Below are 23,597 nucleotides of genomic sequence, written 5' to 3' on the forward strand. Positions count from 1 at the left end.
ACCAGCAGAGGTGACATGACGTTCGACGCCCATCAGCTCGACGTCTTCCTGCTGGTCGGCTCGGCCGTGGCCCTCCTCGCGATCCTCGCCGTGCGCGCCTCCAGCCGCGCCGGGCTGCCCAGCCTGCTGATCTACCTGCTCATGGGCGTGCTGCTCGGGGAGGCCGGCCTCGGCATCGACTTCGAGGACGCCGAGGCCGCCCACGCGCTCGGCTTCGCCGCCCTCGTCGTGATCCTCGCCGAGGGCGGCCTGACCACGAACTGGCGCGAGATCCGCCCGGCCATGCGCCTCGGCGTCGCCCTCTCCACCCTCGGGGTCGCGGTCTCGGTGGGCGTCGTCGCCTGCGCCGCGCACTACCTGCTCGGCCTGGACTGGCAGCTCGCGGTGCTCCTCGGCGCCGCCACCTCGGCGACCGACGCCGCCGCGGTGTTCTCGGTGCTGCGCGCCGTTCCCCTCCCGAGCCGCCTGACCGGCGCGCTCGAGGCGGAGTCGGGCCTCAACGACGCGCCCGTCGTGGTGCTCGTCGTGCTCGTCTCCACCGGCGCGGCCGCCGAGGACGGGCCGCTGGCGATGCTCGCGCTGATCGTCTTCGAGCTCCTCGCCGGCGTCGCGATCGGCCTGGCCGTCGGGTTCGGCGGCGCCTGGGTGATGCGCCGCGCGGCCCTGCCGTCCTCCGGGCTCTACCCGATCGCGGTCGTCTGCCTCACGGTCCTCGCCTACGCCACCGGCGCCGCCGTCCACGCCTCCGGCTTCGCCGCGGTGTACGTCGCCGCGCTGGTGCTCGGCAACGCCGAGCTGCCCCACCGGGCGGCCACCCGCTCGTTCTCCGAGGGGGTCGCCTGGATCGCGCAGATCGGCCTGTTCGTGATGCTCGGGCTGCTGCTCTCCCCGGGCCGGATCGGCTGGGACGTCGTCGGCATCGCGTTCGCCTCGGGCCTGGTCCTCACCTTCGTGGCCCGGCCGCTCTCGGTGGCGCTGTGCGGCCTGGTGCAGCCGATGCCGGTGCGCGAGCTGGCGTTCATCTCCTGGGCCGGCCTGCGGGGCGCGGTCCCGATCGTGTTCACCACGATCCCGCTGGCCGAGGGGGTCGACGGTGCCGACCGGCTCTTCGACATCGTCTTCGTGCTGGTGGTGATCTACACGCTGGTGACCGGACCGACCCTGCCGCTGGTCGCCCGGCTGCTGCGGGTCGCGCGCCGCTCCGAGCCGCGGGACCTCGACCTCGAGGCGGCCCCGCTCGAGCGGATCGCGGCCGACCTGCTCCAGGTGACGATCAGCCCCCGCTCGCTCATGCACGGGGTGGAGGTCGGCGAGCTGCGGCTGCCCAAGGGCGCCTCGGTCTCGATGGTGATCCGTGACGGGGAGACCCTCGTCCCCGAGCACCGCACCGTGCTCCGCCGCGGCGACGACCTCCTCGTCGTCACCCCGCGCCGGGTCCGCGAGCGGACCGAGCAGCGGCTGCGGTCGGTCTCGCTGGGTGGCCGGCTCGCCCAGTGGCTGGACGACCCGCCGGACGAGCGCGACTGAGGCCGGGCCGCTGGGTCAAGCCGCTGGGTCAAGCCGGCGTCACTCCGGCGTCACTCCGGCGGGCTGCAGACGACGGTGTCGCGACCGACGCGGACCGACTCCTTGCCCTCGGCGAGCTCCTCGAAGCCGTCGCCCACCACCACGGTCACGCCGGGCTCGTCGACGTCTTGGCGCACGAACTCCGCGCCCGGGCCGAGCCGGGTGAGCACCAGCCGCACGGCCGGGTCGACCTTCGTGGGGGCCCAGACCTGGGCGAGGTCCACCTCGGTCCCCCGCGGGGCGTTGCCGGTCTCGCCCTCGACGAACCCGGCGTCGGCGAAGAGCTGCATCGTCTGGCCGGCGAGGCCTTCGCGGCCCCCGGCGTTGAGCACGTTGACGACCACCTGGTCGGCGAAGAGCCGGCTGCCCTCGCTGATGTCGGTGTCGACGCAGGTCGCGGTCTCGACCGCGCCGGGGAAGGGCTTGGTGGCCGCCGACCATCCCCACGCCGCGCCGAGGACCAGCAGCAGCGCCAGCACGCCGAGGGTCACCAGCGTGCGGACCCGCCGGTCGAGACCCTCGATGAACCCGTCGACCACTAGGCGCTCCCGTCCATGTCGTGCACGCGGGCGTGCAGGACGTTGCGCTGGTGGAGCGCGGCCCGCAGGGCGCGGTGCAGCCCGTCCTCGAGGTAGTACTCACCGCGCCACAGCACGACGTGCGCGAAGAGGTCGCCGAAGAACGTCGAGTCCTCGTCGAGCAGCGCCGCGAGCTGGAGGGTGTCCTTGACCGTGACCAGCTGGTCGAGGCGGACCTGCCGCGGGGGCAACGCCGCCCATCCGCGGGCGTCCAGCCCGTGCTCGGGGTACGGGCGTCCGTCCCCGACGCGCTTGAAGATCACGGTGCGGAGCCTACCGAGCCGGGCGGCACGGGCGCCCTCGCCCGCGGGACGGCGCGCGGGCGGACCAGGGCCCAGGCCCGGGCCGACGGGGGAGGAGGCTCAGGCGGACCAGCGCAGGGAGTCATCGACGAAGTCGGCCAGCGCGTGCACGCCCCGCAGGTCCTCGCGCTCCTCCATCAGGCGCGCCAGCGCCTGGGAGTGGCGCAGGCGGAGCGCCGCACGCTGGGCGCGGATCTGCTCGAGCCTCTGGTCGATGGTGGTGGCTCGGTCGATCGCGATGGGGTTCTCCATGACGGCCTCCTCTGCGGCTGGTGGTGGGGGGTGGCACCAGCGTGCGGTGCGTACGTCGCCACCGGGTTGACGCGCGGTTACATCCAGGTTCCACGACAGGCGGGCACGGTGTGATCTACGTTGCAGCCGTGACCAGCTCCGACGTGGACGAGATCTGCCGGCTGAAGTACCGCTACCTGCGCACGCTCGACACCAAGTGCTGGGAGGACTTCGAGCAGTGCTTCGTGCCCGAGGCGACCGGCGACTACAACGGCCTGGTCTTCGCCGACCGCGCCGCCCTGGTGGCCTACATGCGCGAGAACATCGTCGAGGGGATGATCACCCTCCACCAGGCCCACCACCCCGAGATCACCGTCGAGGGGGACGCCGCGACCGGGCACTGGTACCTCCAGGACAAGGTGATCGTGGAGGCGTTCCGCTTCGTGCTCGAGGGCGCCGCGATCTACACCGACCGCTACGTCCGCACCCCCGCGGGCTGGCGGGTCGCCCACACCGGTTACCGCCGCACCTACGAGATGACCTGGAGCATGGACGACGTGCCCAGCCTCAAGATCAACGGGCCCGGCAGCCACACCCACGCCTGAGCGGCCACCCGGCCCCGCCGGTCCCGAGGGTCGCGGCGGTCTCCGCGGTCGGGGCAGCCCTCAGAGCGTCATCTCGGTCCACGCCGTCTGCACCACGTCGAGCCCGCGGTCGCGGGTGAGCAGGCGGCCGCGACCGGGGACCGCCGGCACCGGGCGAAGGTTGCCGAGCAGCGGCCCCTCGTCCGGGTTGCCCGAGAGCAGCAGGCCGGGCATCGCGAGGTCGCGCATCGACTGGATGACCGGCTCGTAGAGCGCGCGCGAGGCGCCACCCGAGCGCCGGGCGACCACGACGTGCAGACCCACGTCGCGGGCCTGGGCCATCAGCGGCTGCAGCACCGCGACCGGCGAGGACTGCTGGGTCGCCACGAGGTCGTAGTCGTCGACGACGACGTAGACCTCCGCACCGGTCCACCAGCTGCGGCTGCGCAGCTGGTCGGGGGTGACGTCGGGGCCCGGGATCCGGTTCTCCAGGTACGTCGCCAGGTCGCGCAGCGCGGGCTGGGCCTGGGTGGCGGAGGTGAGGTAGTTGAGCAGGTAGTCCTCCGGCACCTCCCCGAGCAGCGAGCGGCGGTAGTCGACGACCACGATCTGCGCCTGCTGGGGGCTGCGGGTGCGCATGACCTCCTGGAGGTAGGCGCGCAGCACCGAGCTCTTCCCGGACTGGCCGTCGCCGAAGACCAGCAGGTGCGGCTCGGTGTCGGGGTCGAGCCCGACGGGGGCCAGCTCCTTCTCGTTGATGCCGAGCAGGATCCGCCGGTCGGTGACCTCCTCGGGAGGCACGCTCTCGTCGGCGCCGGCCAGGCGGCGCACCTTGGCCAGGTCGATCCGCTCGGGCAGCAGCCGCAGCTTGGGTCCGTCGGGGCCCGGCCAGGCCGCGGAGACCCGCTTGACCAGGTCGTCGACGCCGTCGCCGAGGCTCTCGGAGTCGGGGGTGCCGTCGATGCGCGGCAGCGCGCTGAGGAAGTGCAGCTTGCCCGGCACGAGGCCGCGGCCGGGGCGGCCGGTGGGCACCAGCTGGGCGATCTTGCGGTCGATCTCGGAGTCCATCGCATCGCCGAGCCGCAGCTCGAGCCGGGTGCCGAACATGTCGCGCATCGCGGCCCGGAAGTCCGCCCAGCGGGTCGCGCCGGCGACCACGTGGAAGCCGAAGGTCAGGCCGCGGGTGGCCAGCTGCTGGATCTCCAGCTCGAGGTCGTCGAAGTCGGCGCGGATCGTGCTCCAGCCGTCGACGACGAGGAACACGTCGCCGTACCCGTCGTCGACGCGGCCGGCCGCGCGGCGCGAGCGGTAGGTCTCGATCGAGTCGATGCCGTTGGCGCGGAAGTACGCCTCGCGGCGGTCGATGATGCCGCGCACCTCGGCGAGGATCCGGCGCACCACGTCGGGCTCGGAGCGGCTGCCGACGCCGGCCACGTGCGGCAGCGCGGTCATCGGCGAGAAGGTGCCGCCGCCGAAGTCGAGGACGAAGAACTGCGACTCCAGCGGGGTCGTGGTGAGCGCCATGCTGGTCACCACGGTCCGCAGCAGGGTGCTTTTGCCCGAGCGGGGCCCGCCGACGACCGCGACGTGGCCGCCCGCGCCGCTGAGATCGACGGTCAGGGTGTCGCGCCGCTGCTCGCGCGGGCGGTCGACGGTGCCGAGGGGGACGACCAGGCCGCCCAGCTCGCGCCACGCGGGGGAGACCAGGCCGACCTCGGGGTCCTCCACGAGGTCGGTCATCAGCTCGTCGAGGGTGTCGGGGACGTCGAGCGGCGGCAGCCACACCTGGTGGGCGGCGGGGCCGTGGCCGATCATGTGGCCGACCGCGATGTCGAGCAGCGACTCCTGGCTCTCGTGCTCCACGACGGGCGTGGGCTCCGGCTCGTCGCTCTCGGGGACCTCGAGGGCCAGCACCTCCGCGACGGTGAAGGGCAGGATGCCGCGCACGTGCCCGCCCTCGTCGCGGCGCACCCGCTGCCGGCCCGACGGCGGCCCGGAGACGTACGCCGCCTTGAACCGCACCAGCGTGGTCGGGTCGGGCTTGAGGTAGCCCAGGCCGGGGACCGGCGGCAGCTCGTAGGCGTCGGGAACGCCGAGCACGCCGCGCGACTCCTGCGCGCTGAAGGTGCGCAGACCGACGCGGTAGGACAGGTGGGACTCCAGCCCGCGCAGCCGGCCCTCCTCCAGCCGCTGGGAGGCCAGCAGCAGGTGCAGCCCCAGCGAGCGGCCGAGGCGGCCGATGGCGACGAAGAGGTCGATGAACTCCGGCTTGGCCGAGAGCATCTCGGAGAACTCATCGACCACGATGAACAGCGACGGCAGCGGCTCGAGGTCCTCACCGGCGCTGCGGGCCTTCTCGTAGTCGCGGACCGAGGCGTAGTTGCCGGCGTCGCGCAGCAGCTCCTGGCGACGGACCATCTCCCCGGACAGGGCGTCCTGCATGCGGTCGACGAGGGTGAGCTCGTTCTCCAGGTTGGTGATGACCGCCGAGACGTGCGGCATCTCGCTCATCCCGGCGAAGGTCGCGCCGCCCTTGAAGTCGACCAGCACCATGTTCAGCTGCTCGGGGCTGTGGGTCATCGCCAGGCCGAGGACGAGCGTGCGGAGGAACTCCGACTTGCCCGAGCCGGTCGCGCCGATGACCAGGCCGTGCGGGCCCATGCCCTGCTGGGCGGACTCCTTGATGTCGAGGTGGACCATCGAGCCGCCCTCGCCGAGACCGATCGGGACCCGCAGCCGGTCGCGCGCGGGCCGCGGGCGCCAGGCGGCCGGCGGCTCGAAGCGGCGTACGTCGCCGAGCCCGAGCAGGTCCATGAAGTCGGTCGGCCCGCTGATCTCGCTGCCGGCCGCCGGCTCCACCACGCCGGCGGCGACGGTGTGCAGCGGGGTCAGCCGCCGGGCGCAGGCCTCGGCGGTCGCGAGGTCGCACTGGTCGGCGCGGGCCGGGATCGGCTCCTCGCGCAGCCGCAGGGCGAGCACGGGCTGGCGGCCCTGGCGGTCGGGGCGGCCCTCGACCTGGATGCGCAGGCGGCTGGCGTCCTCGAGCTCGTCCCACCGCGCGGGCAGGTCGAGGATCGTCATGCCGTGCAGCCCGTCGGGCGGGACGACGTGGTTGCCCGGCGGCAGCTCGCCGCCGTCGACCACGAGCAGGATGTGCGGGGTCGCCGGGCGCTCGTCGGCGCCGAACCGGGGCCGGTCGCTGAGGTCCGGCGGCAGCAGCGCGGCGAGGTCGGCGAGGTTGGTGGTGACCATCCGCATCGGCCCGACCGCGTCGGACTGGCGGGCGCTCTGGGCGTGCGGGAGCCACTTGACCCAGTCCCAGTGGGCGAGGTTCTGCTCGGAGGCAAGCACGGCGACCAGCAGCTGCTCGGGGGAGTGGAAGGTCGCGGCCTCGCAGATCATCGAGCGGGCCAGCGAGCGCGAGGGCTCCTCGGGGCCGCAGACCTCGACCCGGTCGAAGGCGCGCAGGTCCACCGACGCGGGCAGGTCGGGCTGGAGCCGGTGGACGACGAGCAGCCGGTGCAGCGCCGAGGCCGCGGCCGGGTCGACCTGGTCGATCGGCGCGCTCTCCGGCGGCACCAGGTCGACGGCGAGCGGCTGGGCGCAGGTGCCGTACCGCACCTGGAGGAAGCGCGGGTCGGTCGCGCCGCGCTCCCAGACCCGGGAGCGCTCCTCGGCGATCGCCGGCAGCGCCGCGGGCGCGGGGTGGTGCCAGGTCAGCGCCCGGCGCTGCTGGTCGGCGGACTCGCGCGCCAGCTTGCGCACGGTGGCGAGGTAGCGCAGGTACTCGGTGCGCGACCCGGTGACCTGCTGGGTGCGCTGCTTCCGCTGCCGGTCGATCTGGACGACGATGAAGCCGATCGTCGCGAAGAGGAACATGCCCGCCGCGATGAAGCTGCGGGTGGAGTTGCCGCTCTGGCTGCCCATCGTGGCGACCAGGACGATCGACCCGAGGCTGCCGAGCATCGGGATGGCGTTCATCAGCACGCCGGCCGCGCCCTCGTGCTGCTCGATCTGCGGCGGCGGCTGGAGCACGAGCTGGCCCGAGGGCATCTCCGGCTCGTCGGCGCGTGCCCCACGAAGCGTCGTACTCACACCCAGGCTCCTCGAAGGCCGTGTCCGCGCGGTCGAGCCGGCGAGGTGCGGCCCCGGCCCATCGTGCCCATCCCGGAGTCGCCCAACCCTGCTCGCAGTGGGGTTGATGATAGGCACGGGTAAAGACAGCGGGAACCCGCCCGGCTACCCTCCAGGCCACCGGGCGCTTGAGCCGCAGACCGCGTCGACCACGGAGGACCCATGGCGGGGGGCACCATCGACGTGCTCGCGTTGAGCATCCACGGCTCCGTCGGGGTGGTGGACCTCGTCGTGCCGGCCGAGGCGTCGGCCCGCGACGTCGCCGAGGCGTACGCCGCCCAGGCCGGCCTGGCCGCGGTCCCCTCGCTCGCCCGGTCCACCGGCGCGCCGCTGCCGCCCGAGGTCGCGCTGAGCGACGCCGGCGTCGACGCAGGCACCGTGCTGGTCGCCCTGCTGCCCGGTGAGGTCGCGGCCGCGCCGGGCGGCCCCGGCGACCGGGGCCGGTCCGCGCCGGCCACCCGGCAGCAGGCCGGGCCGGGGCGGCTCTCGGTCCTGTGGTTCTGCGTCTCCTCCGCCCTCGCCGGCCTCGCCGGGTGGTTCGCGGCCCAGGCCGGGCCCGGCGACCTGCGCGACGCCGCCGTCGCGCTGCTCGGCGCCGCGGCGCTGGTCGCGGTGCTGCCGATCGGCCGGTTCGCCGGCCACCGCGCAGTCGCGGCCCCCGCCTTCGCCGGCGCGGCCGCGTTCGCGGTGCTCTGGGACCCCGCGCCCGAGCGGCTCCCGACCGTCGTCGGCACCTCCGCGCTGGTCGCCGCCGTGGCCGCCGCGGTCGCCCGCGCGCTCGACCGACGCTCGGAGGAGGCGCTGCGGACCTGGATGGTCGTCGGGGGAGCGGTCTTCCTCGTGACGGTCGTGGCCGCGCTGGCCGACCTCCCCGCGCAGGTCGTGTGGGCGGTGCTGCTCATCGCCGCCGTGCTCGCCGCCCGCCTGGTGCCCGGCTGGGCCGTCGACGTCCCCGACCAGCTGCTCGTCGACATCGAGCGGCTCGCCGTCACCGCGTGGTCGGCCCGCGAGCAGCAGCCCCGCGGCCGCCGCGGCCGGACCGTCGTCCGCCCCGCGGCCGTCGCCGAGGTCGCCGCCCGGGGCGCGCGGATCATCACCTCCGCCTCCGTCGCGGTCCTGGCCGTCGCCGCGGTCGCCGCGCCGCTCCTGCTCGCCACCGCGACCGTGCCGCTGGACCGGATCGGGGCCCGGGTCCTCGTCGGGACCGCCGGCGCGGCCCTGCTGCTGGCCGCCCGCAGCTACCGCCACGTCGCGGCCCGCAGCCTGCTGCGCGCCGCCGGCCTCGCCTGCGAGGTCGCCCTCCTGGTCCACCTGCTCGACCACCTCGACGGCCGGTGGGGCACCACGATCGCCGTGGCCGCGGTCGGCTGCGCGCTGCTCCTCGTCGTGGTCGCCGTGGCGACCGGGCGGGGCTGGCGCTCGGCGTGGTGGTCGCGGCGCGCGGAGGTCCTCGAGGGCATCTGCGGCTCGTTCGCGGTCGCCTCGGTGGTCGTCGCGATCGGTCTGTTCCGCGTCCTGTGGGAAAGGACGTTCTGAGGTTTAGCGGGTAAAGCGCCGGGTAGACCGTTGCCTGTCCGACCGGCTCGACCGGGCGGACCACAGGACCTGAAGGGGGCCCGCCGGGACGGCGGTCCCGGGGCTCAGGAACAACCGACCGGCGGCGACTGCCGCTGACCACCAGAGGAGTAGCGACATGTCGCAGGGCAACTTCGGACAGGGCGAAGCAACACTCAGCCGCGCGGCGGGCATGGTCTCGGACGCGCACAACGACTTCACCACGCTGGCCAGCCGGCTCACCGACCAGCTCAGCGCCCTCCAGGGCAAGTGGGTCGGCGAGGGTGGCCGGGCGTTCTTCACCCTCCACCAGACCTGGAGCGAGAAGCAGCGCACGATCGTCAACGCGCTCAACGACTTCGAGGCCTCGCTGAACTCGACCGAGAAGCTCAACGTCACCACCGACCAGGAGAGCGGCGGCGGCATGGCGAACCTGACCAGCCGGCTCGGCTGACCCGAATCCAGACAGGAGACACAGACATGAACCTCGACGGCATCCGCGTCAACCACGCCGGCCTCGACACCGCGGCCGCGGACCTCATGCAGGCCGTGAAGAACATCGACGACCGCCTCAACCGCCTCGAGAGCGAGCTCGCCCCGCTCCGCAGCGACTGGGACGGCCAGGCCCAGCAGGCCTACCACGTGGCCAAGCAGAAGTGGGACGGCGCGATCACCGAGATGCGCAACATCCTCACCCAGACCAGCCAGGCGGTCAGCCAGTCCAACACCGACTACGCCGCCGCCGACAAGCGCGGCGCGGCCAGCTTCGGCGGCTGAGCGACACCGCACCCCGCACCACCTGTTCCACCCGGTCGGCCCGGGCCCTACGCGGCTCGGGCCGACCGGCACGTTCGCATCACGTCGACCGACCGCCCGGGGCTAGGCTGCGGCCCGCCGACCGGCGAGACACCTGCGAGGAGACCCGATGACCCAGGCGCCGACCAGCACGTCCGGACTGGTCCGGGTCACGGTGGCCTCCGGCACGCGTCGGGTCGACCTGGTGCTCCCCGGGGCGGTCCCCGTCGCCGAGCTGCTGCCCGAGCTGGCGCGCAGCGTCGGCCTGCTCGACCCGGCCACCGTGTACGGCGGCTACCGCGTCGTCACCGCCGAGGGCCGCGAGCTCGCGAGCGATGCGGGCCTGACCATCCAGGGCATCGAGGACGGCGGCCTGCTGACCGTCTCCGCCGGCGTCGACGACGAGCCGCCCCGCGTCTACGACGACGTGGTCGAGGCGATGACCGACGTCGTCGAGCGCGACCTCAAGCCGTGGGAGCCGGCCTCCGGGCGGCGTACCGCCCTCGCCGCGGCGGGGCTGCTCATGGCCCTCGGCGCCGTCGCGCTGCTCATCCAGCGCGGCTCGCTGCTCGCCGGGGTCGCCGCGGCCGTCGTCGCCACCGCGCTGGTCGCCGGCGCGATCGTGCTCTCCCGCGCCCAGCGCGAGCCCGAGGCGGCGGTGGCGGTGGCCTGGATGGCCGCCGCGTACGCCGCGGTCGCCGGGCTGATGCTCGTCACCGACGACTACCTCTTCGGCCTGCCGATGGCGGCCGCGGGCGGCGGCGCGCTTCTGGCCGGTCTCGTCGCGCTCGTCGGGCTCGGCGAGGGCCGGACGCTGGTCACCCCGCCGGTCGTCGTCGGCGCGATCCTGCTCGCGACCGGCCTGGTGATGAACGGCGTCGACGTCGACCACCGGGTCGTGCTGACGACCACCCTGGTGCTCGTCGTCCTGGTGGGCTCGATCTTCCCCTGGCTCGCGCTCGGCGCGACCGCGACGCGGGTCGACCAGCTCTACACCGTCGCCGACATCACCGCCGACCCCGACGAGATCGACCCCGAGCGGGTCCAGGCCGACGCCCGGGTCGCCCACGAGATCCTCCTCGGCATCTCCTCCACCGTCGGCCTCCTGCTCGTGATCATCGCCCCGCTCGCCGTCGCGCTCGGGCTCTCCGGCGCGCTGCTCGCGGTCGTCGCCTGCCTCGTGGTGATGCTGCGGACCCGGCAGTACCGCACCGGCTCGGAGGTGCTGGTCGGCCTGGTCTCCGGGATCACCGGCCTGGTCTCGGTGGGCGTGGCGATCTTGTGGCTGCACCCCGACTGGCGGCCGGGCGCCGCGGTCGCGCTCGCCGCTACCGGCGCGGTCCTGCTCGCGGTGACGCTGTTGCCCGGCACCCCCTCGCTGCGGCGCGGCCGGCTCGGTGACCTCGCCGAGTCGATCTGCCTGCTGACCCTGCTCCCGCTGACGGTCGTCGCGACCGGCGTCTTCTCCGCCATCCGGGGCTAGGACCGATGGCCACCAAGAAGGACCTCGTCGAGGCCCACGCCTTCAGCCGCCGCCGGCTCGTCACGGCGTTCGTCTCCGGCGCGCCCGGCGGCCGGGAGGTCGAGCCGACCCGCCCCGGCCGGACCGTGATCGGCGGGATCGCGCTGGCGATCCTGCTCGTCGCCGGCGCCGCGATCGCCTCGATCCTCAGCCCGAAGGCCCCCAGCGACTGGACCGACGGCGGCCTGGTGGTCTCCAAGGAGCGCGGGGCGGCGTACGTCATCCTCGACGGCGGCGACGACCCGGTGCTGCGCCCGGTCATCAACGTGACCTCGGCGCAGCTGATCCTCGGCGCCGACCCCGAGCCGAGCGTCGTGAAGCAGTCGGAGATCGACAAGTACACGATCGGTGAGGACATCGGCATCCTCAACGCCCCGGCCACCGTCCCCGACGACGACCTGCTGCTGGAGTCGGGCTGGACGGCGTGCACCGCCGACGGCAGCGGGATCAAGGTCGACGTGTCCGAGGAGCAGCTGGTCGAGCCGCTGGACGGCGCCGGGATGCTGGTCCGCGCGCGGGGCCGGATCTACCTGATCGCGGAGTCCGCCGAGCCCGAGCCCGGTGGCGGGACCCGCGCCTACAGCTACCTCGTGCCCGACCGCGGCGCGGTCGACCTGATGCTCCAGCAGCTCGGCATGCCGATCCGCTCGGAGGCCGTGGAGGTCCCCGAGCAGTGGCTGACGCTCTTCCCCGCCGGCGGGGCGCTGAGCTTCGGCAGCTTCGGGCTGGCGGGCTACGGAGAGCCCTCGGAGATCGCGGGCCAGGACGGCCTGCCCTCCGGGGCGCGGGTCGGCGACCGGTACGAGTCGGCCGGCATCGAGCTGCTGGTCACCCGCACCGCGCCGGTCGCGCTGACCCCGTTCGCGGCCGCGGTCTACGCCAGCGCGGAGAAGCCGGCGGGCTACGAGCCGCGCACGCTCACGCCCGAGGGCGACCCGCAGCTGCGCCAGGAGGTGCCGGCCTATGAGGAGGCACGCTGGCCCGAGGCCGGCCTCGACAAGGTCACCGGCGAGCACTGCGCGGTGCTGCTGCCCGACCCCGCCGGCGGCGCGCCGATCGTGAAGCTCGCGACCGCGCCCGTCGGGGACGCCTCGGTCCTCGAGGCCGACACCGACCGCGGGACCGTCGACCGCACCGTCGACGCCGGCCGGGGCGCCTACGCCCTGAGCGCCGGGTGGGACGACCGGCGCGTGGGCACGCCGTACTTCGTCGACGCCAAGGGCGTGGCCTACGCCCTGGTCGGCGACCAGGCCGCCGAGCGTCTCGGGTACGGCGACGTGGACGCGCCGATCGTGCCCGACCCGTGGATCGAGCTGTTCGAGGAGGGCGTGCCGCTCTCGGTCAACGCCGCCCTGTGCCCGCCGGACCGGCCCGGCCGGAGCTCCACGTGCGAGTGACCCGCGGCGCGGTCGCCGGCGCGCTCGTCGCCGGGCTCGTGCTGGTGCCCGGCGCCCCGGCGCGGGCCGACGCGGTCGACTGCACCGGCACCACCGCCGACACCCCGGCGCCGTCCTCGACGACCGACCCGAGCCTGCCCTTCGACGCGCTCGGCATCGACGCGGCGCACTCCTGGCTGGCCGCCCACGGGACCCGCGGGCCCGGCGAGGGCGTGCGCGTCGCCGTCGTCGACTCCGGCATCGCCCCGCGCGCAGCCGGCTCCGGGATCCCCCTGGCCCGCGACTCCTTCGGCGGCGGGGAGGTCGTCGACGCGCACGGCACGATCGTGGCCGGGATCATCGCGGGCGCGCCGCGCACCGGCCGCGACGGGCGCGAGCTCCCGGTCGGGATCGCCCCGGCCGCCGAGATCGTCGACGTCCGCGTCTATGACAGCGGCGAGCCGGCCGAGGGCGAGGACCCGGTCGAGCCGCCGAACGTCGTCGCGGGGCTCTCCTGGGTCGCGCAGAACGCGAAGCGGCTCGGGATCGGCGTCGTCAACGTCTCCCTGGCGATGCCGGAGTACCCCCCGCTCGAGCGGGTGCTGCGCCGGCTCGAGGCTGCCGACGTCGTGGTCGTCGCCGCGAGCGGCAACCGGCCGCAGGAGGAGACCGACTTCCTCCACGAGGAGTTCGGCCCCGAGCCCGACGGGGAGGGCGGGGCGACCACCGGTGCCCGCCTGGGCGAGGACGCCGGCGGGCTGGTCTGGCCGGCGGCGTACCCCTCGGTGGTGGCGGCGAGCTCGACCGCCGACGGGACCGGGCTCGGCGACGCCAGCGGTGCGGTCCTGCTCAGCAGCGACATCGACGTGGCCGTGCCGACCTTCGGCACGATCTCCTACGGCCTGGACGGCGGCACGTGCGGGGCGCCGGGGTACGCCACCTCCTGGGCGGCGGCGGTGGTCAGCGGCGTCGTCGCGCTGCTGCGCAGCCACTACCCCGACGAGAACGGCCGGCAGGTCGTCGCGCGGCTGCTCGGCACCGCCAGCGCGAGCACCGAGCTGCCCAACGTGCACACCGGCGCGGGGGTCGTGCAGCCGCTCGAGGCGCTCGCGCGGCCGCTGCGCCCGCGGAAGGCCGACGGCTCGCTGGAGCTGGCCGCCTCCGACGGCCGCGCCGTCGAGCGCGCGACCGCGCCGCCGGAGGAGCTCGACCTGCTGGCCGAGGCCCGGGACCAGGCGGTCTGGTGGGGGCTGGCCGGCGGCGGCGCGCTGCTGCTGGCGCTCATCCTGCGGCCCGTGCTCGCCCGCCGGCGCTCCTGACCGGCCCGGGAACGACGGACGGCGCCGCACCTGGGGTGCGACGCCGTCCGGATGGCGGAGGATAGGGGATTCGAACCCCTGAGGGCTATTAACCCAACCCGCTTTCCAAGCGAGCGCCATAGGCCACTAGGCGAATCCTCCGCGCAGGAGCGTACCGGTCCCCCCGGCGGCGGAGAAATCGCCTCCGCCGGCCCGTCGCGGCGGCGCGGGGGCGGCGCGGTGGAGCCTCGGGTTGGTGCCGCGACCGGGGTCGCCTAGACTCCGGGGCAACCCCCCGTGCGGCGGTATCTCACCCAATCCCCCAGGGCCGGAAGGCAGCAAGGGCAAGTGGGCTCTGCCGGGTGCACGGGGGGCCTTTTCGTTCCCCTACGGCTTCCTGGGCCTGCTCGGTGGGCACGTTCCTCCCGGCCTTGTCCGGTTGTCGGTGCCGGTGGTTAGTGTTCTGGCGTGGAGTCACCCCTCGCGCTGTACCGCCGCTACCGGCCGGAGACGTTCCGTGAGGTCATCGGCCAGGACCACGTCACCGAGCCGCTGCGCGCTGCGCTCGCCAACAACCGCGTGAACCACGCCTACCTGTTCTCCGGGCCGCGCGGCTGCGGGAAGACCACCTCGGCGCGGATCCTGGCGCGGGCGCTGAACTGCGAGGCCGCCCCGATCGCGGACCCCTGCGGGGAGTGCGACAGCTGCCGGGACCTCGCCCGCGGCGGGCCCGGCTCGATCGACGTCATCGAGATCGACGCCGCGTCCCACGGTGGTGTCGACGACGCCCGCGACCTGCGCGAGAAGGCGTTCTTCGCGCCGGTGCGCAGCCGCTACAAGGTCTACATCATCGACGAGGCGCACATGGTGACCACGCAGGGCTTCAACGCCCTGCTCAAGCTGGTCGAGGAGCCGCCGCCCCACCTGCGCTTCATCTTCGCCACCACCGAGCCCGACAAGGTGCTGCCGACGATCCGGTCGCGCACGCACCACTACCCCTTCCGGCTGATCCCGCCGCGCCTGCTGTCGTCCTACCTCTCCGAGCTGTGCGAGAAGGAGGGCGTCGCCATCGAGCCGGCCGCGCTGCCGCTCGTCGTCCGCGCGGGCGCCGGGTCCGCGCGCGACACGCTCTCGGTGCTCGACCAGCTGCTCGGCGGCGCCGGGCCGGAGGGCGTGACCCACCAGCTGGCGACCGGCCTGCTCGGCTACACGCCCGACACGCTGCTCGACGAGGTCGTCGACGCGTTCGCGGCCGGCGACGGCGCGGCGGTCTTCGGCGTGGTCGACAAGGTCATCGAGACCGGTCAGGACCCGCGCCGCTTCACCGAGGACCTGCTGCGCCGGCTGCGCGACCTGGTGATCGTCGCGGCCGTGCCGGACGCACCGGCCACCGGCCTGATCGACGTCTCGGAGGACCAGGGCGAGCGGCTCGTCGCCCAGGCCGCCCGGTTCGGCGCCCACGACCTCAGCCGCGCGGCGGACATCGTCGCGACCGGGCTGACCGAGATGCGCGGCGCGACCGCCCCACGGCTGCTGCTGGAGCTGATCTGCGCCCGCGTGCTGCTGCCCGGCGCCGACCACGGCGTCGAGGGGCTCGCCGCGCGCCTGGACCGCCTGGAGAAGCGCATCTCCATCACCGGCGTGCCGAGCGCCTCCGTCGCGGCGCCGTCGGCCCCCGCCGTCCCCGCGCAGGACCGGCCCGCCCCCCTCGCCCACGAGCCCGACCCCGTGACGCCCGCCCGGCCCGTGCCGCACGTCGCGCCCGCCACCACCGTCTCGCTGCCCCCCGAGCCCGCCCCGGCTCCGCCCGCGCCGGCCGAGGTGCCGGCTCCGCCGGTCGAGCAGCGCGAGCAGCCCGCCGCGGCGTGGCCGGAGACCCAGCGGCCCGCGGCCGCCCCGCCCGCTCCTGCCGCCGCGCCGCCCGCTGCGACGCCGTCCGCACCCGCCGCTCCGGCCGCGTCGGCCCAGCCCGCTCCCGCTCAGGCCGTCGCTGCCCAGCCGGAGGCCGCCGCACCGGCGGCGGGCGCGCTGAGCCTGGTGGAGGTACGCCGCCTGTGGCCCGACATCGTCGAGGCCACCAAGCTGCGCCGGCGCGTCACCTGGATCCACCTGACCACCAACGCCCAGGTGGTCGCCGTCGACGCCCGCACGCTCACGCTCGGCTTCACCAACGCCGGCGCGCGCGACTCCTTCGACAACGGCGGCAGCGCGGAGATCGTCCGGCAGGCGGCCATCGACGTGGTCGGTGCCGACTGGCGGATCGAGACGATCGTGGACCCGGGTGCCCGGGCCGACGCCGCCCCGCCCCCGCCGGCCGGGTCGCCCGCGCCGCCCGCCGACCCGGCGCCGTGGGCCCAGCCCGGTCAGTCCACCGCGCCCGCGGTGCAGCCGGGGGCGCAGCCCGAGCCCGCCTTCCACGAGGGCCCGCCGCCGGGCCAGGACGGTCCTCCCGCGTGGGCCGACGTGCCGGAGGACACCGGTCCCCGCGCCGAGGAGCGCCCCGATGCGCCCGCCCCCCAGCAGCGCACGAGCGCGGACCCGCAGGCGATCGCGGCCGCGCGGGCGCGCATCCAGCAGACCCGCACCCCCGGCGCGGCCGGGGAAGGCGCGGGCGGCGAGGCCGCCGACCAGCGCAACCCCGACGCCGACGCCCACCCCGACGACCTCGACGCGGAGTCCGGTGGGCTGGGCGGGACCGACCTGCTCGAGCGCGAGCTCGGCGCCCGGATCATCGAGGAGATCCCGCACCAGTAGCGCCGGGTCGGGCACCCCGCTCCCGCGCGGGCCCACCCGTCCAGCAGACTCGAAGCAGACTCGAAGCAGACCCAGCAGCCAGACCCAGCAGAGGACCTTCCCCATGACCCAGAACCCCTTCGACGCCCTCGGTGGCGGCGGCCTCGACATGAACGCCCTGCTCCAGCAGGCCCAGCAGATGCAGGAGCAGCTCCAGGCGGCCCAGCAGCGGCTCGCCGAGACCACCGTCCAGGGCTCGGTCGCGGGCGGCGCGGTGACCGTCGACGTCAACGGCGTCGGTGACCTGACCGGCGTGACCATCGCGCCCGGCACGGTCGACGGCGACGACGCCGACAGCCTCGCCGACCTCGGTGACCTGGTCGTCGCGGCCTACCGCGACGCCAAGGCGCAGGCCGACGCCATCGCCGGCGAGGCGCTCGGCCCGCTGGCCGGCGGCGGCGGCCCGGCCGAGGGCGGCCCGCTGGGCCAGCTCGGCTTCTAGGAGACGACCCGACTTGTACGAAGGTGTCGTCCAGGACCTGATCGACGAGCTCGGCCGGCTGCCGGGGGTGGGTCCCAAGAGCGCGCAGCGGATCGCGTTCCACCTGCTTCAGGCCGACCCGGTCGATGTACGCCGCCTCGCGGACGTGCTGATCGAGGTCAAGGCGAAGGTCAAGTTCTGCTCGGTGTGCTTCAACGTCTCCGAGGACGAGCAGTGCCGGATCTGCCGCGACCCGCGGCGCGACCCGACGGTGCTGTGCGTCGTCGAGGAGTACAAGGACGTCGTGGCGATCGAGCGGACCCGCGAGTTCCGCGGCCGCTACCACGTGCTCGGCGGGGCGATCTCGCCGATCGACGGGATCGGACCGGACCAGCTGCGGATCCGCGAGCTGATGCAGCGCCTCGCCGACGGCACGATCACCGAGACGATCCTCGCCACCGATCCCAACCTCGAGGGCGAGGCGACCGCGACGTACCTGACCCGGATGCTCAAGCCGATCGGGTTGCGCGTGACGCGCTTGGCGAGTGGACTGCCAGTGGGTGGGGATCTGGAGTACGCCGACGAGGTCACCCTCGGGCGGGCATTCGCAGGAAGGCGGAGCGCAGATGACTGACCACCCCACTGACCACCCCACTGGCCACCCCACCGGCCGGCCCACGACCGGCGAGATCGACCCGACGACCCTGCTGGAGCAGGCGGTGCTCGCGGGCGCGCTGCCGCCGATGGACGAGCACCCGATCGACGTCGACAAGGCGCTGGCCGAGCTGGCGCGCCCGCTGCCCGGCGCCGCCGACGCCGTGGCGCGGGTGGACGCCGTGACCCAGGACCTCGCCCAGCAGATCGCCGACTCGGCGGCGAGCTTCCTGCTGGCGCTGCGGGAGATCTCTCGCGACACCGAGGGCCGGGGCCGCGCGATCAGCCTGCTGCTGCTGGAGATCAGCCAGGTGCTGCTCGCCGGCGCTCGGCTCGGGGCGCAGCGCGACTTCACCCCGCGCGCGGCGTACCAGCCCGACATCGGCCCGGAGACCGACCTCGACCCGATGCGGATGCGGCTGGCGGCGATCCTCGAGCCGGTCGACACCTACAGCCTGGTCTTCGACCCCTACGTGCCCGAGCTCGTGGAGAGCCAGCTCTCCGACGACCTCACCAGCATCGCCGCCGACCTCGAGACCGGCCTGCGCCACTTCCGGCAGGGCAACAGCGAGGAGGCGCTGTGGTGGTGGCAGTTCTCCTACGTCTCCTCGTGGGGCAACCTCGCCGGCGCCGCGCTCAACGCGCTGCTCTCGGTGGTCTCCCACGACCGGCTGGACCGTGAGGTCCCGGGCGAGGACGACGTCCTGGCCGCGGCCGATGAGATGCTGGGCGAAGGAGCTGCGTCTCCTCGCTAGACTCGGGCGCGGCCTTTCCCCCGAGACCCGAGGACTTCCCTGTGGGCATTGTCGTGCAGAAGTACGGCGGATCGTCGGTCGCCGACGCCGCCGGCATCAAGCGGGTCGCCCAGCGCATCGTCAACACCCGCAAGGCCGGCCACGACGTGGTCGTCGTGGTCTCGGCGATGGGGGACACGACCGACGAGCTGCGCGACCTCGCCGAGCAGGTCACCCCGCTGCCGCCGCCGCGTGAGCTCGACATGCTGCTGACCGCCGGCGAGCGGATCTCGATGGCGCTGGTCGCGATGGCCATCGCCCAGCTGGGGCACAAGGCGCAGTCGTTCACCGGCTCCCAGGCCGGCGTGATCACCGACTCCGCCCACGGCAAGGCGAAGATCATCGACATCACGCCCGGCCGGATCGAGGCCGCGATCCGCGACGGCGCGATCGCGATCGTCGCCGGCTTCCAGGGTGTCTCGCAGGACACCAAGGACGTCACCACGCTGGGCCGCGGCGCCTCCGACACCACCGCGGTCGCCCTGGCCGCCGCGCTGGGCGCCGAGGTCTGCGAGATCTACAGCGACGTGGACGGCGTCTTCACCGCCGACCCGCGGATCGTGCCGGCCGCCCGCAAGCTCGACCGCGTCTCCACCGAGGAGATGCTGGAGATGGCGGCGTCCGGCGCCAAGATCCTCCACCTGCGGTGCGTCGAGTACGCCCGCCGCTACAACATGCCGGTCCACGTCCGGTCCTCCTTCTCCCAGAAGGAGGGGACCTGGATCATCCCCGAGCCCCGAGAGGGAGAAGAGCCCATGGAGCAGGCGATCATCTCCGGCGTCGCGCACGACCGCAGCGAGGCCAAGATCACCGTCGTCGGCGTGCCCGACAAGGTGGGCGAGGCGGCGCGGATCTTCGAGACGCTCGCCGCGTCCGAGGTCAACATCGACATGGTCGTCCAGAACGTCTCGGCGGCCGCGACCGGCCTTACCGACATCTCCTTCACGCTGCCGCGCAGCGACGGCCAGGCCGCGATGGGCGCGCTCGCGCGCATCCAGGACGAGGTCGGCTACGACAAGCTGCTCTACGACGACCAGATCGGCAAGGTCTCGCTCATCGGTGCCGGCATGCGCTCGCACCCGGGCATCACCGCGAAGTTCTTCGCCTCGCTCGCCTCAGCCGGCGTCAACATCGAGATGATCTCGACCTCCGAGATCCGCATCTCGGTGATCGTCGACGAGGCCCAGGTCGACGACGCCGTGCGCGCCACGCACACGGCGTTCGACCTGGACGCCGACGAGGTCGAGGCCGTCGTGTACGGCGGTACCGGCCGATGACCGCGATCGGGATCGTCGGCGCGACCGGCCAGGTCGGCGTCGCGATGCGCCAGATCCTCGAGGAGCGGGGCTTCCCCGCCGACGAGGTCCGCTTCTTCGCCTCCGCCCGCTCCGCCGGCACCGTGCTGCCCTTCGCGGGCGGCGAGGTGACCGTCGAGGACGCGTCGACCGCGGACCCCTCGGGCCTCGACATCGCGCTGTTCTCCGCCGGGGCCACCACCTCGCGTGCGCAGGCCCAGCGGTTCGTCGACGCCGGTGTGATCGTCGTGGACAACTCCTCGGCGTTCCGCAGGGACCCCGACATCCCGCTGGTGGTCGCGGAGGTCAACCCGCAGGCCATGGCGTCGGTGATCGAGGCCGGCCGCGGGATCATCGCCAACCCCAACTGCACGACGATGGCCGCGATGCCGGTCCTCAAGCCGCTGCACGACGAGGCCGGGCTGGTCCGGATGATCGCCTCGACCTACCAGGCCGTCTCCGGCTCCGGTGTCGCCGGCGTGGAGGAGCTGGCCACCCAGGTCCTCGCGGGCGGTGAGAAGGCGCGCGAGCTGGCCTACGACGGCGAGGCGATCGTCTTCCCCGAGCCGCAGAAGTACGCCCGCACCATCGCCCACAACGTGGTGCCGCTGGCCGGCGCGCTGGTCGACGACGGGTCGCTGGAGACCGACGAGGAGCAGAAGCTCCGCAACGAGTCCCGCAAGATCCTCGGCATCCCCGACCTGCGGGTCTCCGGGATCTGCGTGCGGGTGCCGGTCTTCACCGGCCACTCGCTGGCGCTCAACGTGGAGTTCGAGCGGCCGCTGACCGTCGAGCGGGCCCACGAGCTGCTCCGCGGCGCGCCGGGCGTCGAGCTCACCGACATCCCGACGCCGCTCCAGGCGGCCGGCAAGGACCCGTCATACGTCGGTCGGGTCCGGCAGGACCCGGGCGTCGACGGCGACCGCGGCCTGGCGCTGTTCATCTCCAACGACAACCTGCGCAAGGGTGCGGCCCTCAACACCGTGCAGATCGCGGAGCTGATCGTCGCCGCGCGCTGAGCCCCTCCCAGACGCACGAACGCCCCCGGCCCTCAGCCGGGGGCGTTCGTCGTTGTGGGGGCCTTGGAGGGCCTTGTGGGGGCGCCGTGCGGGCCTGTGCGGGCCGTCGCTCGGTATCGCCGGGGGCGCGTCAGTCCTCGACCTCGACGAAGGTCGTGGTGACCCAGTGCGCGAGGGCGAAGCAGCCGATCGCCAGGGCCGGGATGACGATCACCATCGTCCAGCTGAAGAGCGCCTCGATGAGGAAGAGGAGCACCAGCACGGTCAGCAGGCCGACCGCGAGGAAGCTGGTCGAGCCCGGGTCCTGCACGCGGAAGAGCCGCAGCAGTGCCGAGCCGGTCAGCACCATCGCCACCAGGATGGCGATCAGCAGCAGGAACCCGGGGTTGCCGCAGGAGCTGGTGCCCCGGGCGACCTCGCAGGCGCGCAGGCCCAGCCAGGTGGAGGCGACCGTCGCCAGGCCGACGACGGCGCCGGTGAGGCAGGCCGCGGCCATGCCGGTCACGAAGGGCTGCCAGGGCTCGCGGGGCTCCCGCGGCTCGGTGGGCTCCGGGCGATCGTCGTCGGCGGTCGCGGCGGGCTCGGCCGGCGTGGCGGCCCACAGCGGCGGCTCCTGCTCGGTCAGCACCGGTGCCTCGTCGGCGAAGAGCGGCGGGGCCGCCGGCTCCGGCTCGAGCGGGGGCTGGGTCCGGGTCTGGTGCGTCCGTACGGGCTGCTGACGGGGCTCGCGGACGGGCGCCGGGGGTGCAGAGGTTGCCGGGGGCGCTGAGGGCTCCGGGGTGGCTGCCACGGGCGGGACGACCGTCGTGGGCGTCTCGTCGGCCTGCACGGCGGGGGTGTCGACCCGGGTCGTCTCGTCGTGCTCCACGGGCGCCGGGGCCGGCGCGGGCGGGGCGTCCTTCTTGCGGCGCTTCCGGCCGAACAGCGTGGGCGGCTCGAGGCTGGGTGCGTCCTGGTCGCGATCCTTCCCACTCATGGGCGCCAGTCTGGCACGGAGCAGGCAGCCAGGAACGGCGAAGGACCCGGATCCCAGGTGTTCCTGGGGTCCGGGTCCTCTGCTGTCGGGCTGACAGGATTTGAACCTGCGGCCTCCTCGTCCCGAACGAGGCGCGCTACCAAGCTGCGCCACAGCCCGATCTGCGAGTCCGGGATCACCGGGCTCACGAGCACCGGAGCATACCGGAGCACCGCCGTACCGCCCCAATCGGGCCGACCCCCAGGGTGGTCGGGTCAGGCGGGGCGGGGGAGCAGGGTGAGCAGCGTGGCCTCGGGGCGGCAGGCGAGGCGCAGGCGGACGTAGGGGCTGGTGCCGAGGCCGGCGCTCACGTGCAGCCAGGCCGAGCCGGGCTCGCCGGGCCGGGAGTCGGCCGGGTGGCGGTGCAGGCCGCGGGCGCGCGCGGGTTCCAGGTCGCAGTTGGTGGTGAGCGCGCGCCCCCCGGGCAGGCACACCTGGCCGCCGTGGGTGTGCCCGGCGAGCACGGCGTCGCAGTCGTCCTCGGCGAAGGCGTCGAGCACGCGGAGGTACGGCGCGTGGGCGACGCCGATGCGGACGTCGGCGTGCCGGTCGGCGCCGGCGACACCGGTCACGTCGCCGAGCCGGTCGTAGCCGAGGTGCGGGTCGTCGACGCCGGCGAACCCCAGGGTGGTGCCCCCGATGCTCACCGTGCCGGTGCGGTTGGTGAGGTCGAGCCACCCGGCGCGGGTGAACGCGGCGGTGAGGTCGCGCCAGGGCAGCTGCCCGGTGTCGGTGTGCCGGGTGCCGTCGTCGGGCAGCAGGTAGCGCACCGGGTTGCGCATCGAGGGCTCGAAGTAGTCGTTGGACCCGTGGACGAACACGCCCGGGACGTTCAGCAGCGGCCCGAGCGCCTCGAGGAGCGGGCCGACGGCGTCGCGGTGGGCGAGGTTGTCGCCGGTGTCGACGACCAGGTCGGGGCGCAGGTCGCGCAGCCCGGCGATCCAGGCCAGCTTGCGGCGCTGGCCGGGGGTGACGTGCAGGTCGCTGAGGTGGAGCACGCGCAGCGGGCGGTGCCCCGGCGGCAGCAGCGGCACCTCGACGCGGCGCAGGGTGTAGGCGCGGGCCTCCCGCGCGGCGTACGCCGCCAGGCCGAGCCCGAGAGCCGCTCCGGTCCCGGCGAGGGCGGCCAGCGAGCGGGCGGCGACGGGGAGCGGTCTCACCCCGCCAGGCTGCCACAATGGCCCCATGAGCCAGCTCAAGGACCGCCTGCGCGCCGACCTCACCACCGCGATCAAGGGTCGGGACGAGGTGCGCTCCTCGACGCTGCGGATGGCGCTGACCGCGATCACCAACGCGGAGGTGGCCGGCAAGGTCCAGCGCGAGCTGAGCGACGAGGAGGTCGTCGACGTCCTCGCCAGCGAGGCCAAGAAGCGTCGCGAGGCCGCGATCGCGTTCGACGACGGCGGCCGCAGCGAGATGGCCGCCAAGGAGCGGGCCGAGTCCGCCGTGCTGGCCGACTACCTGCCCGAGCAGCTCTCCGTCGAGGAGATCTCCCGGATCGTCACCGAGGCCGTCGAGCGCACCGGCGCGGCCGGTGAGGGCATGAAGGCCATGGGCAAGGTGATGGGCGCGGTGCAGCCGCAGGTCAAGGGCCGCGCCGACGGCGCCGCCGTGGCCGCGGAGGTACGCCGCCAGCTCGGCTGACGGCGTACGACTGCGGTCACTC

Annotated in this window: 21 protein-coding genes, 2 tRNA genes and 1 other RNA gene; 16 read left to right on the forward strand and 8 right to left on the reverse strand. The window is 74.4% G+C overall.

From position 1 onward, the window contains the following. Window positions 1-15 precede the first annotated feature (15 nt). A complete protein-coding gene (locus HPC71_RS00835) occupies window positions 16-1,527 on the forward strand; it encodes a potassium/proton antiporter (RefSeq protein WP_154615845.1) in 1,512 nt (503 codons plus the stop codon). Between the two features lie 50 nt (window positions 1,528-1,577). Here HPC71_RS00835 and HPC71_RS00840 read toward each other — a convergent pair whose 3' ends face one another. The 3 genes from HPC71_RS00840 to HPC71_RS00850 form a co-directional block, all read right to left on the reverse strand. Further along, the gene (locus tag HPC71_RS00840) at window positions 1,578-2,105 is read right to left on the reverse strand and encodes a LytR C-terminal domain-containing protein (protein ID WP_154615843.1); all 528 of its coding nucleotides are present in this window, start codon (window positions 2,103-2,105) and stop codon (window positions 1,578-1,580) included. Beyond that, a complete protein-coding gene (locus HPC71_RS00845; RefSeq protein WP_171895952.1) occupies window positions 2,105-2,407 on the reverse strand; it encodes a type II toxin-antitoxin system VapB family antitoxin in 303 nt (100 codons plus the stop codon). The genes HPC71_RS00840 and HPC71_RS00845 overlap by 1 nt, the downstream gene beginning before the upstream one ends. 99 nt (window positions 2,408-2,506) lie before the next feature. Further along, window positions 2,507-2,698 carry a hypothetical protein gene (locus tag HPC71_RS00850; RefSeq protein WP_154615841.1) on the reverse strand — a complete coding sequence of 64 codons (192 nt, stop codon included), beginning with the start codon at window positions 2,696-2,698 and terminating at the stop codon, window positions 2,507-2,509. Window positions 2,699-2,826: 128 nt separating this feature from the next. Here HPC71_RS00850 and HPC71_RS00855 point away from each other — a divergent pair, with 128 nt between their 5' ends. Next, window positions 2,827-3,282 carry a nuclear transport factor 2 family protein gene (locus HPC71_RS00855; protein ID WP_171895953.1) on the forward strand — a complete coding sequence of 152 codons (456 nt, stop codon included), beginning with the start codon at window positions 2,827-2,829 and terminating at the stop codon, window positions 3,280-3,282. Between the two features lie 60 nt (window positions 3,283-3,342). On the opposite strand, the gene eccCa is transcribed toward HPC71_RS00855, so the two are convergent. After that, complete coding sequence (gene eccCa / locus HPC71_RS00860; RefSeq protein ID WP_253943846.1) at window positions 3,343-7,356, reverse strand: type VII secretion protein EccCa; 4,014 nt, start codon at window positions 7,354-7,356, stop codon at window positions 3,343-3,345. A 201-nt stretch (window positions 7,357-7,557) separates the two neighbouring features. Here eccCa and HPC71_RS00865 point away from each other — a divergent pair, with 201 nt between their 5' ends. From HPC71_RS00865 to HPC71_RS00890, 6 genes are all read left to right on the forward strand, one after another. Then, window positions 7,558-8,931 carry a hypothetical protein gene (locus HPC71_RS00865; protein ID WP_154615837.1) on the forward strand — a complete coding sequence of 458 codons (1,374 nt, stop codon included), beginning with the start codon at window positions 7,558-7,560 and terminating at the stop codon, window positions 8,929-8,931. A 157-nt stretch (window positions 8,932-9,088) separates the two neighbouring features. After that, window positions 9,089-9,403 carry a WXG100 family type VII secretion target gene (locus HPC71_RS00870; protein WP_154615835.1) on the forward strand — a complete coding sequence of 105 codons (315 nt, stop codon included), beginning with the start codon at window positions 9,089-9,091 and terminating at the stop codon, window positions 9,401-9,403. A 26-nt stretch (window positions 9,404-9,429) separates the two neighbouring features. Then, on the forward strand, window positions 9,430-9,726 hold the full coding sequence (locus HPC71_RS00875; RefSeq protein WP_154615833.1) for a WXG100 family type VII secretion target: 297 nt from the start codon (window positions 9,430-9,432) through the stop codon (window positions 9,724-9,726). Between the two features lie 148 nt (window positions 9,727-9,874). Then, window positions 9,875-11,227: a type VII secretion integral membrane protein EccD gene (gene eccD, locus HPC71_RS00880; protein ID WP_154615831.1), complete on the forward strand. Its 1,353-nt coding sequence runs from the start codon at window positions 9,875-9,877 to the stop codon at window positions 11,225-11,227. A gap of 5 nt (window positions 11,228-11,232) precedes the next feature. After that, on the forward strand, window positions 11,233-12,663 hold the full coding sequence (gene eccB, locus HPC71_RS00885; protein ID WP_154615829.1) for a type VII secretion protein EccB: 1,431 nt from the start codon (window positions 11,233-11,235) through the stop codon (window positions 12,661-12,663). Beyond that, a complete protein-coding gene (locus HPC71_RS00890; RefSeq protein ID WP_154615827.1) occupies window positions 12,654-13,961 on the forward strand; it encodes a S8 family serine peptidase in 1,308 nt (435 codons plus the stop codon). The genes eccB and HPC71_RS00890 overlap by 10 nt, the downstream gene beginning before the upstream one ends. A gap of 52 nt (window positions 13,962-14,013) precedes the next feature. On the opposite strand, the gene HPC71_RS00895 is transcribed toward HPC71_RS00890, so the two are convergent. Beyond that, window positions 14,014-14,102, reverse strand: a tRNA-Ser gene (locus tag HPC71_RS00895). A gap of 127 nt (window positions 14,103-14,229) precedes the next feature. Between HPC71_RS00895 and ffs the strand changes: the two genes are divergently transcribed. The 7 genes from ffs (at window position 14,230) to HPC71_RS00930 (ending at window position 20,916) form a co-directional block, all read left to right on the forward strand. Further along, an RNA gene (ffs, locus tag HPC71_RS00900) (signal recognition particle sRNA small type) lies at window positions 14,230-14,319 on the forward strand. A gap of 89 nt (window positions 14,320-14,408) precedes the next feature. Next, window positions 14,409-16,694: a DNA polymerase III subunit gamma and tau gene (locus tag HPC71_RS00905; protein ID WP_171895954.1), complete on the forward strand. Its 2,286-nt coding sequence runs from the start codon at window positions 14,409-14,411 to the stop codon at window positions 16,692-16,694. A 103-nt stretch (window positions 16,695-16,797) separates the two neighbouring features. Further along, entirely contained in the window at window positions 16,798-17,175 is a 378-nt protein-coding gene (locus HPC71_RS00910) for a YbaB/EbfC family nucleoid-associated protein (protein ID WP_154615825.1), read from the forward strand. A 13-nt stretch (window positions 17,176-17,188) separates the two neighbouring features. Continuing rightward, entirely contained in the window at window positions 17,189-17,788 is a 600-nt protein-coding gene (gene recR / locus HPC71_RS00915; RefSeq protein ID WP_154615823.1) for a recombination mediator RecR, read from the forward strand. Further along, window positions 17,781-18,563, forward strand: a complete 783-nt coding sequence (locus tag HPC71_RS00920) for a DUF5063 domain-containing protein (protein WP_230084425.1) — start codon at window positions 17,781-17,783, stop codon at window positions 18,561-18,563. The genes recR and HPC71_RS00920 overlap by 8 nt, the downstream gene beginning before the upstream one ends. Before the next feature lie 41 nt (window positions 18,564-18,604). Then, the gene (locus HPC71_RS00925; protein ID WP_171895955.1) at window positions 18,605-19,879 is read left to right on the forward strand and encodes an aspartate kinase; all 1,275 of its coding nucleotides are present in this window, start codon (window positions 18,605-18,607) and stop codon (window positions 19,877-19,879) included. Next, a complete protein-coding gene (locus HPC71_RS00930) occupies window positions 19,876-20,916 on the forward strand; it encodes an aspartate-semialdehyde dehydrogenase (RefSeq protein ID WP_154615821.1) in 1,041 nt (346 codons plus the stop codon). The genes HPC71_RS00925 and HPC71_RS00930 overlap by 4 nt, the downstream gene beginning before the upstream one ends. Before the next feature lie 130 nt (window positions 20,917-21,046). Here the strand turns inward: HPC71_RS00930 and HPC71_RS00935 are convergent, their stop codons facing one another. From HPC71_RS00935 to HPC71_RS00945, 3 genes are all read right to left on the reverse strand, one after another. Beyond that, window positions 21,047-21,892: a hypothetical protein gene (locus HPC71_RS00935; RefSeq protein ID WP_154615819.1), complete on the reverse strand. Its 846-nt coding sequence runs from the start codon at window positions 21,890-21,892 to the stop codon at window positions 21,047-21,049. Window positions 21,893-21,977: 85 nt separating this feature from the next. Then, window positions 21,978-22,051: transfer RNA gene (locus tag HPC71_RS00940), tRNA-Pro, on the reverse strand. Between the two features lie 95 nt (window positions 22,052-22,146). Next, complete coding sequence (locus tag HPC71_RS00945) at window positions 22,147-23,091, reverse strand: metallophosphoesterase (RefSeq protein WP_253943847.1); 945 nt, start codon at window positions 23,089-23,091, stop codon at window positions 22,147-22,149. Between the two features lie 25 nt (window positions 23,092-23,116). On the opposite strand from HPC71_RS00945, the gene HPC71_RS00950 reads away from it, so the two are divergent. Next, entirely contained in the window at window positions 23,117-23,575 is a 459-nt protein-coding gene (locus tag HPC71_RS00950) for a GatB/YqeY domain-containing protein (RefSeq protein ID WP_154615815.1), read from the forward strand. Window positions 23,576-23,597: the final 22 nt, after the last annotated feature.

It is taken from the genome of Nocardioides marmotae (assembly GCF_013177455.1).
Taxonomy (GTDB): domain Bacteria; phylum Actinomycetota; class Actinomycetes; order Propionibacteriales; family Nocardioidaceae; genus Nocardioides; species Nocardioides marmotae.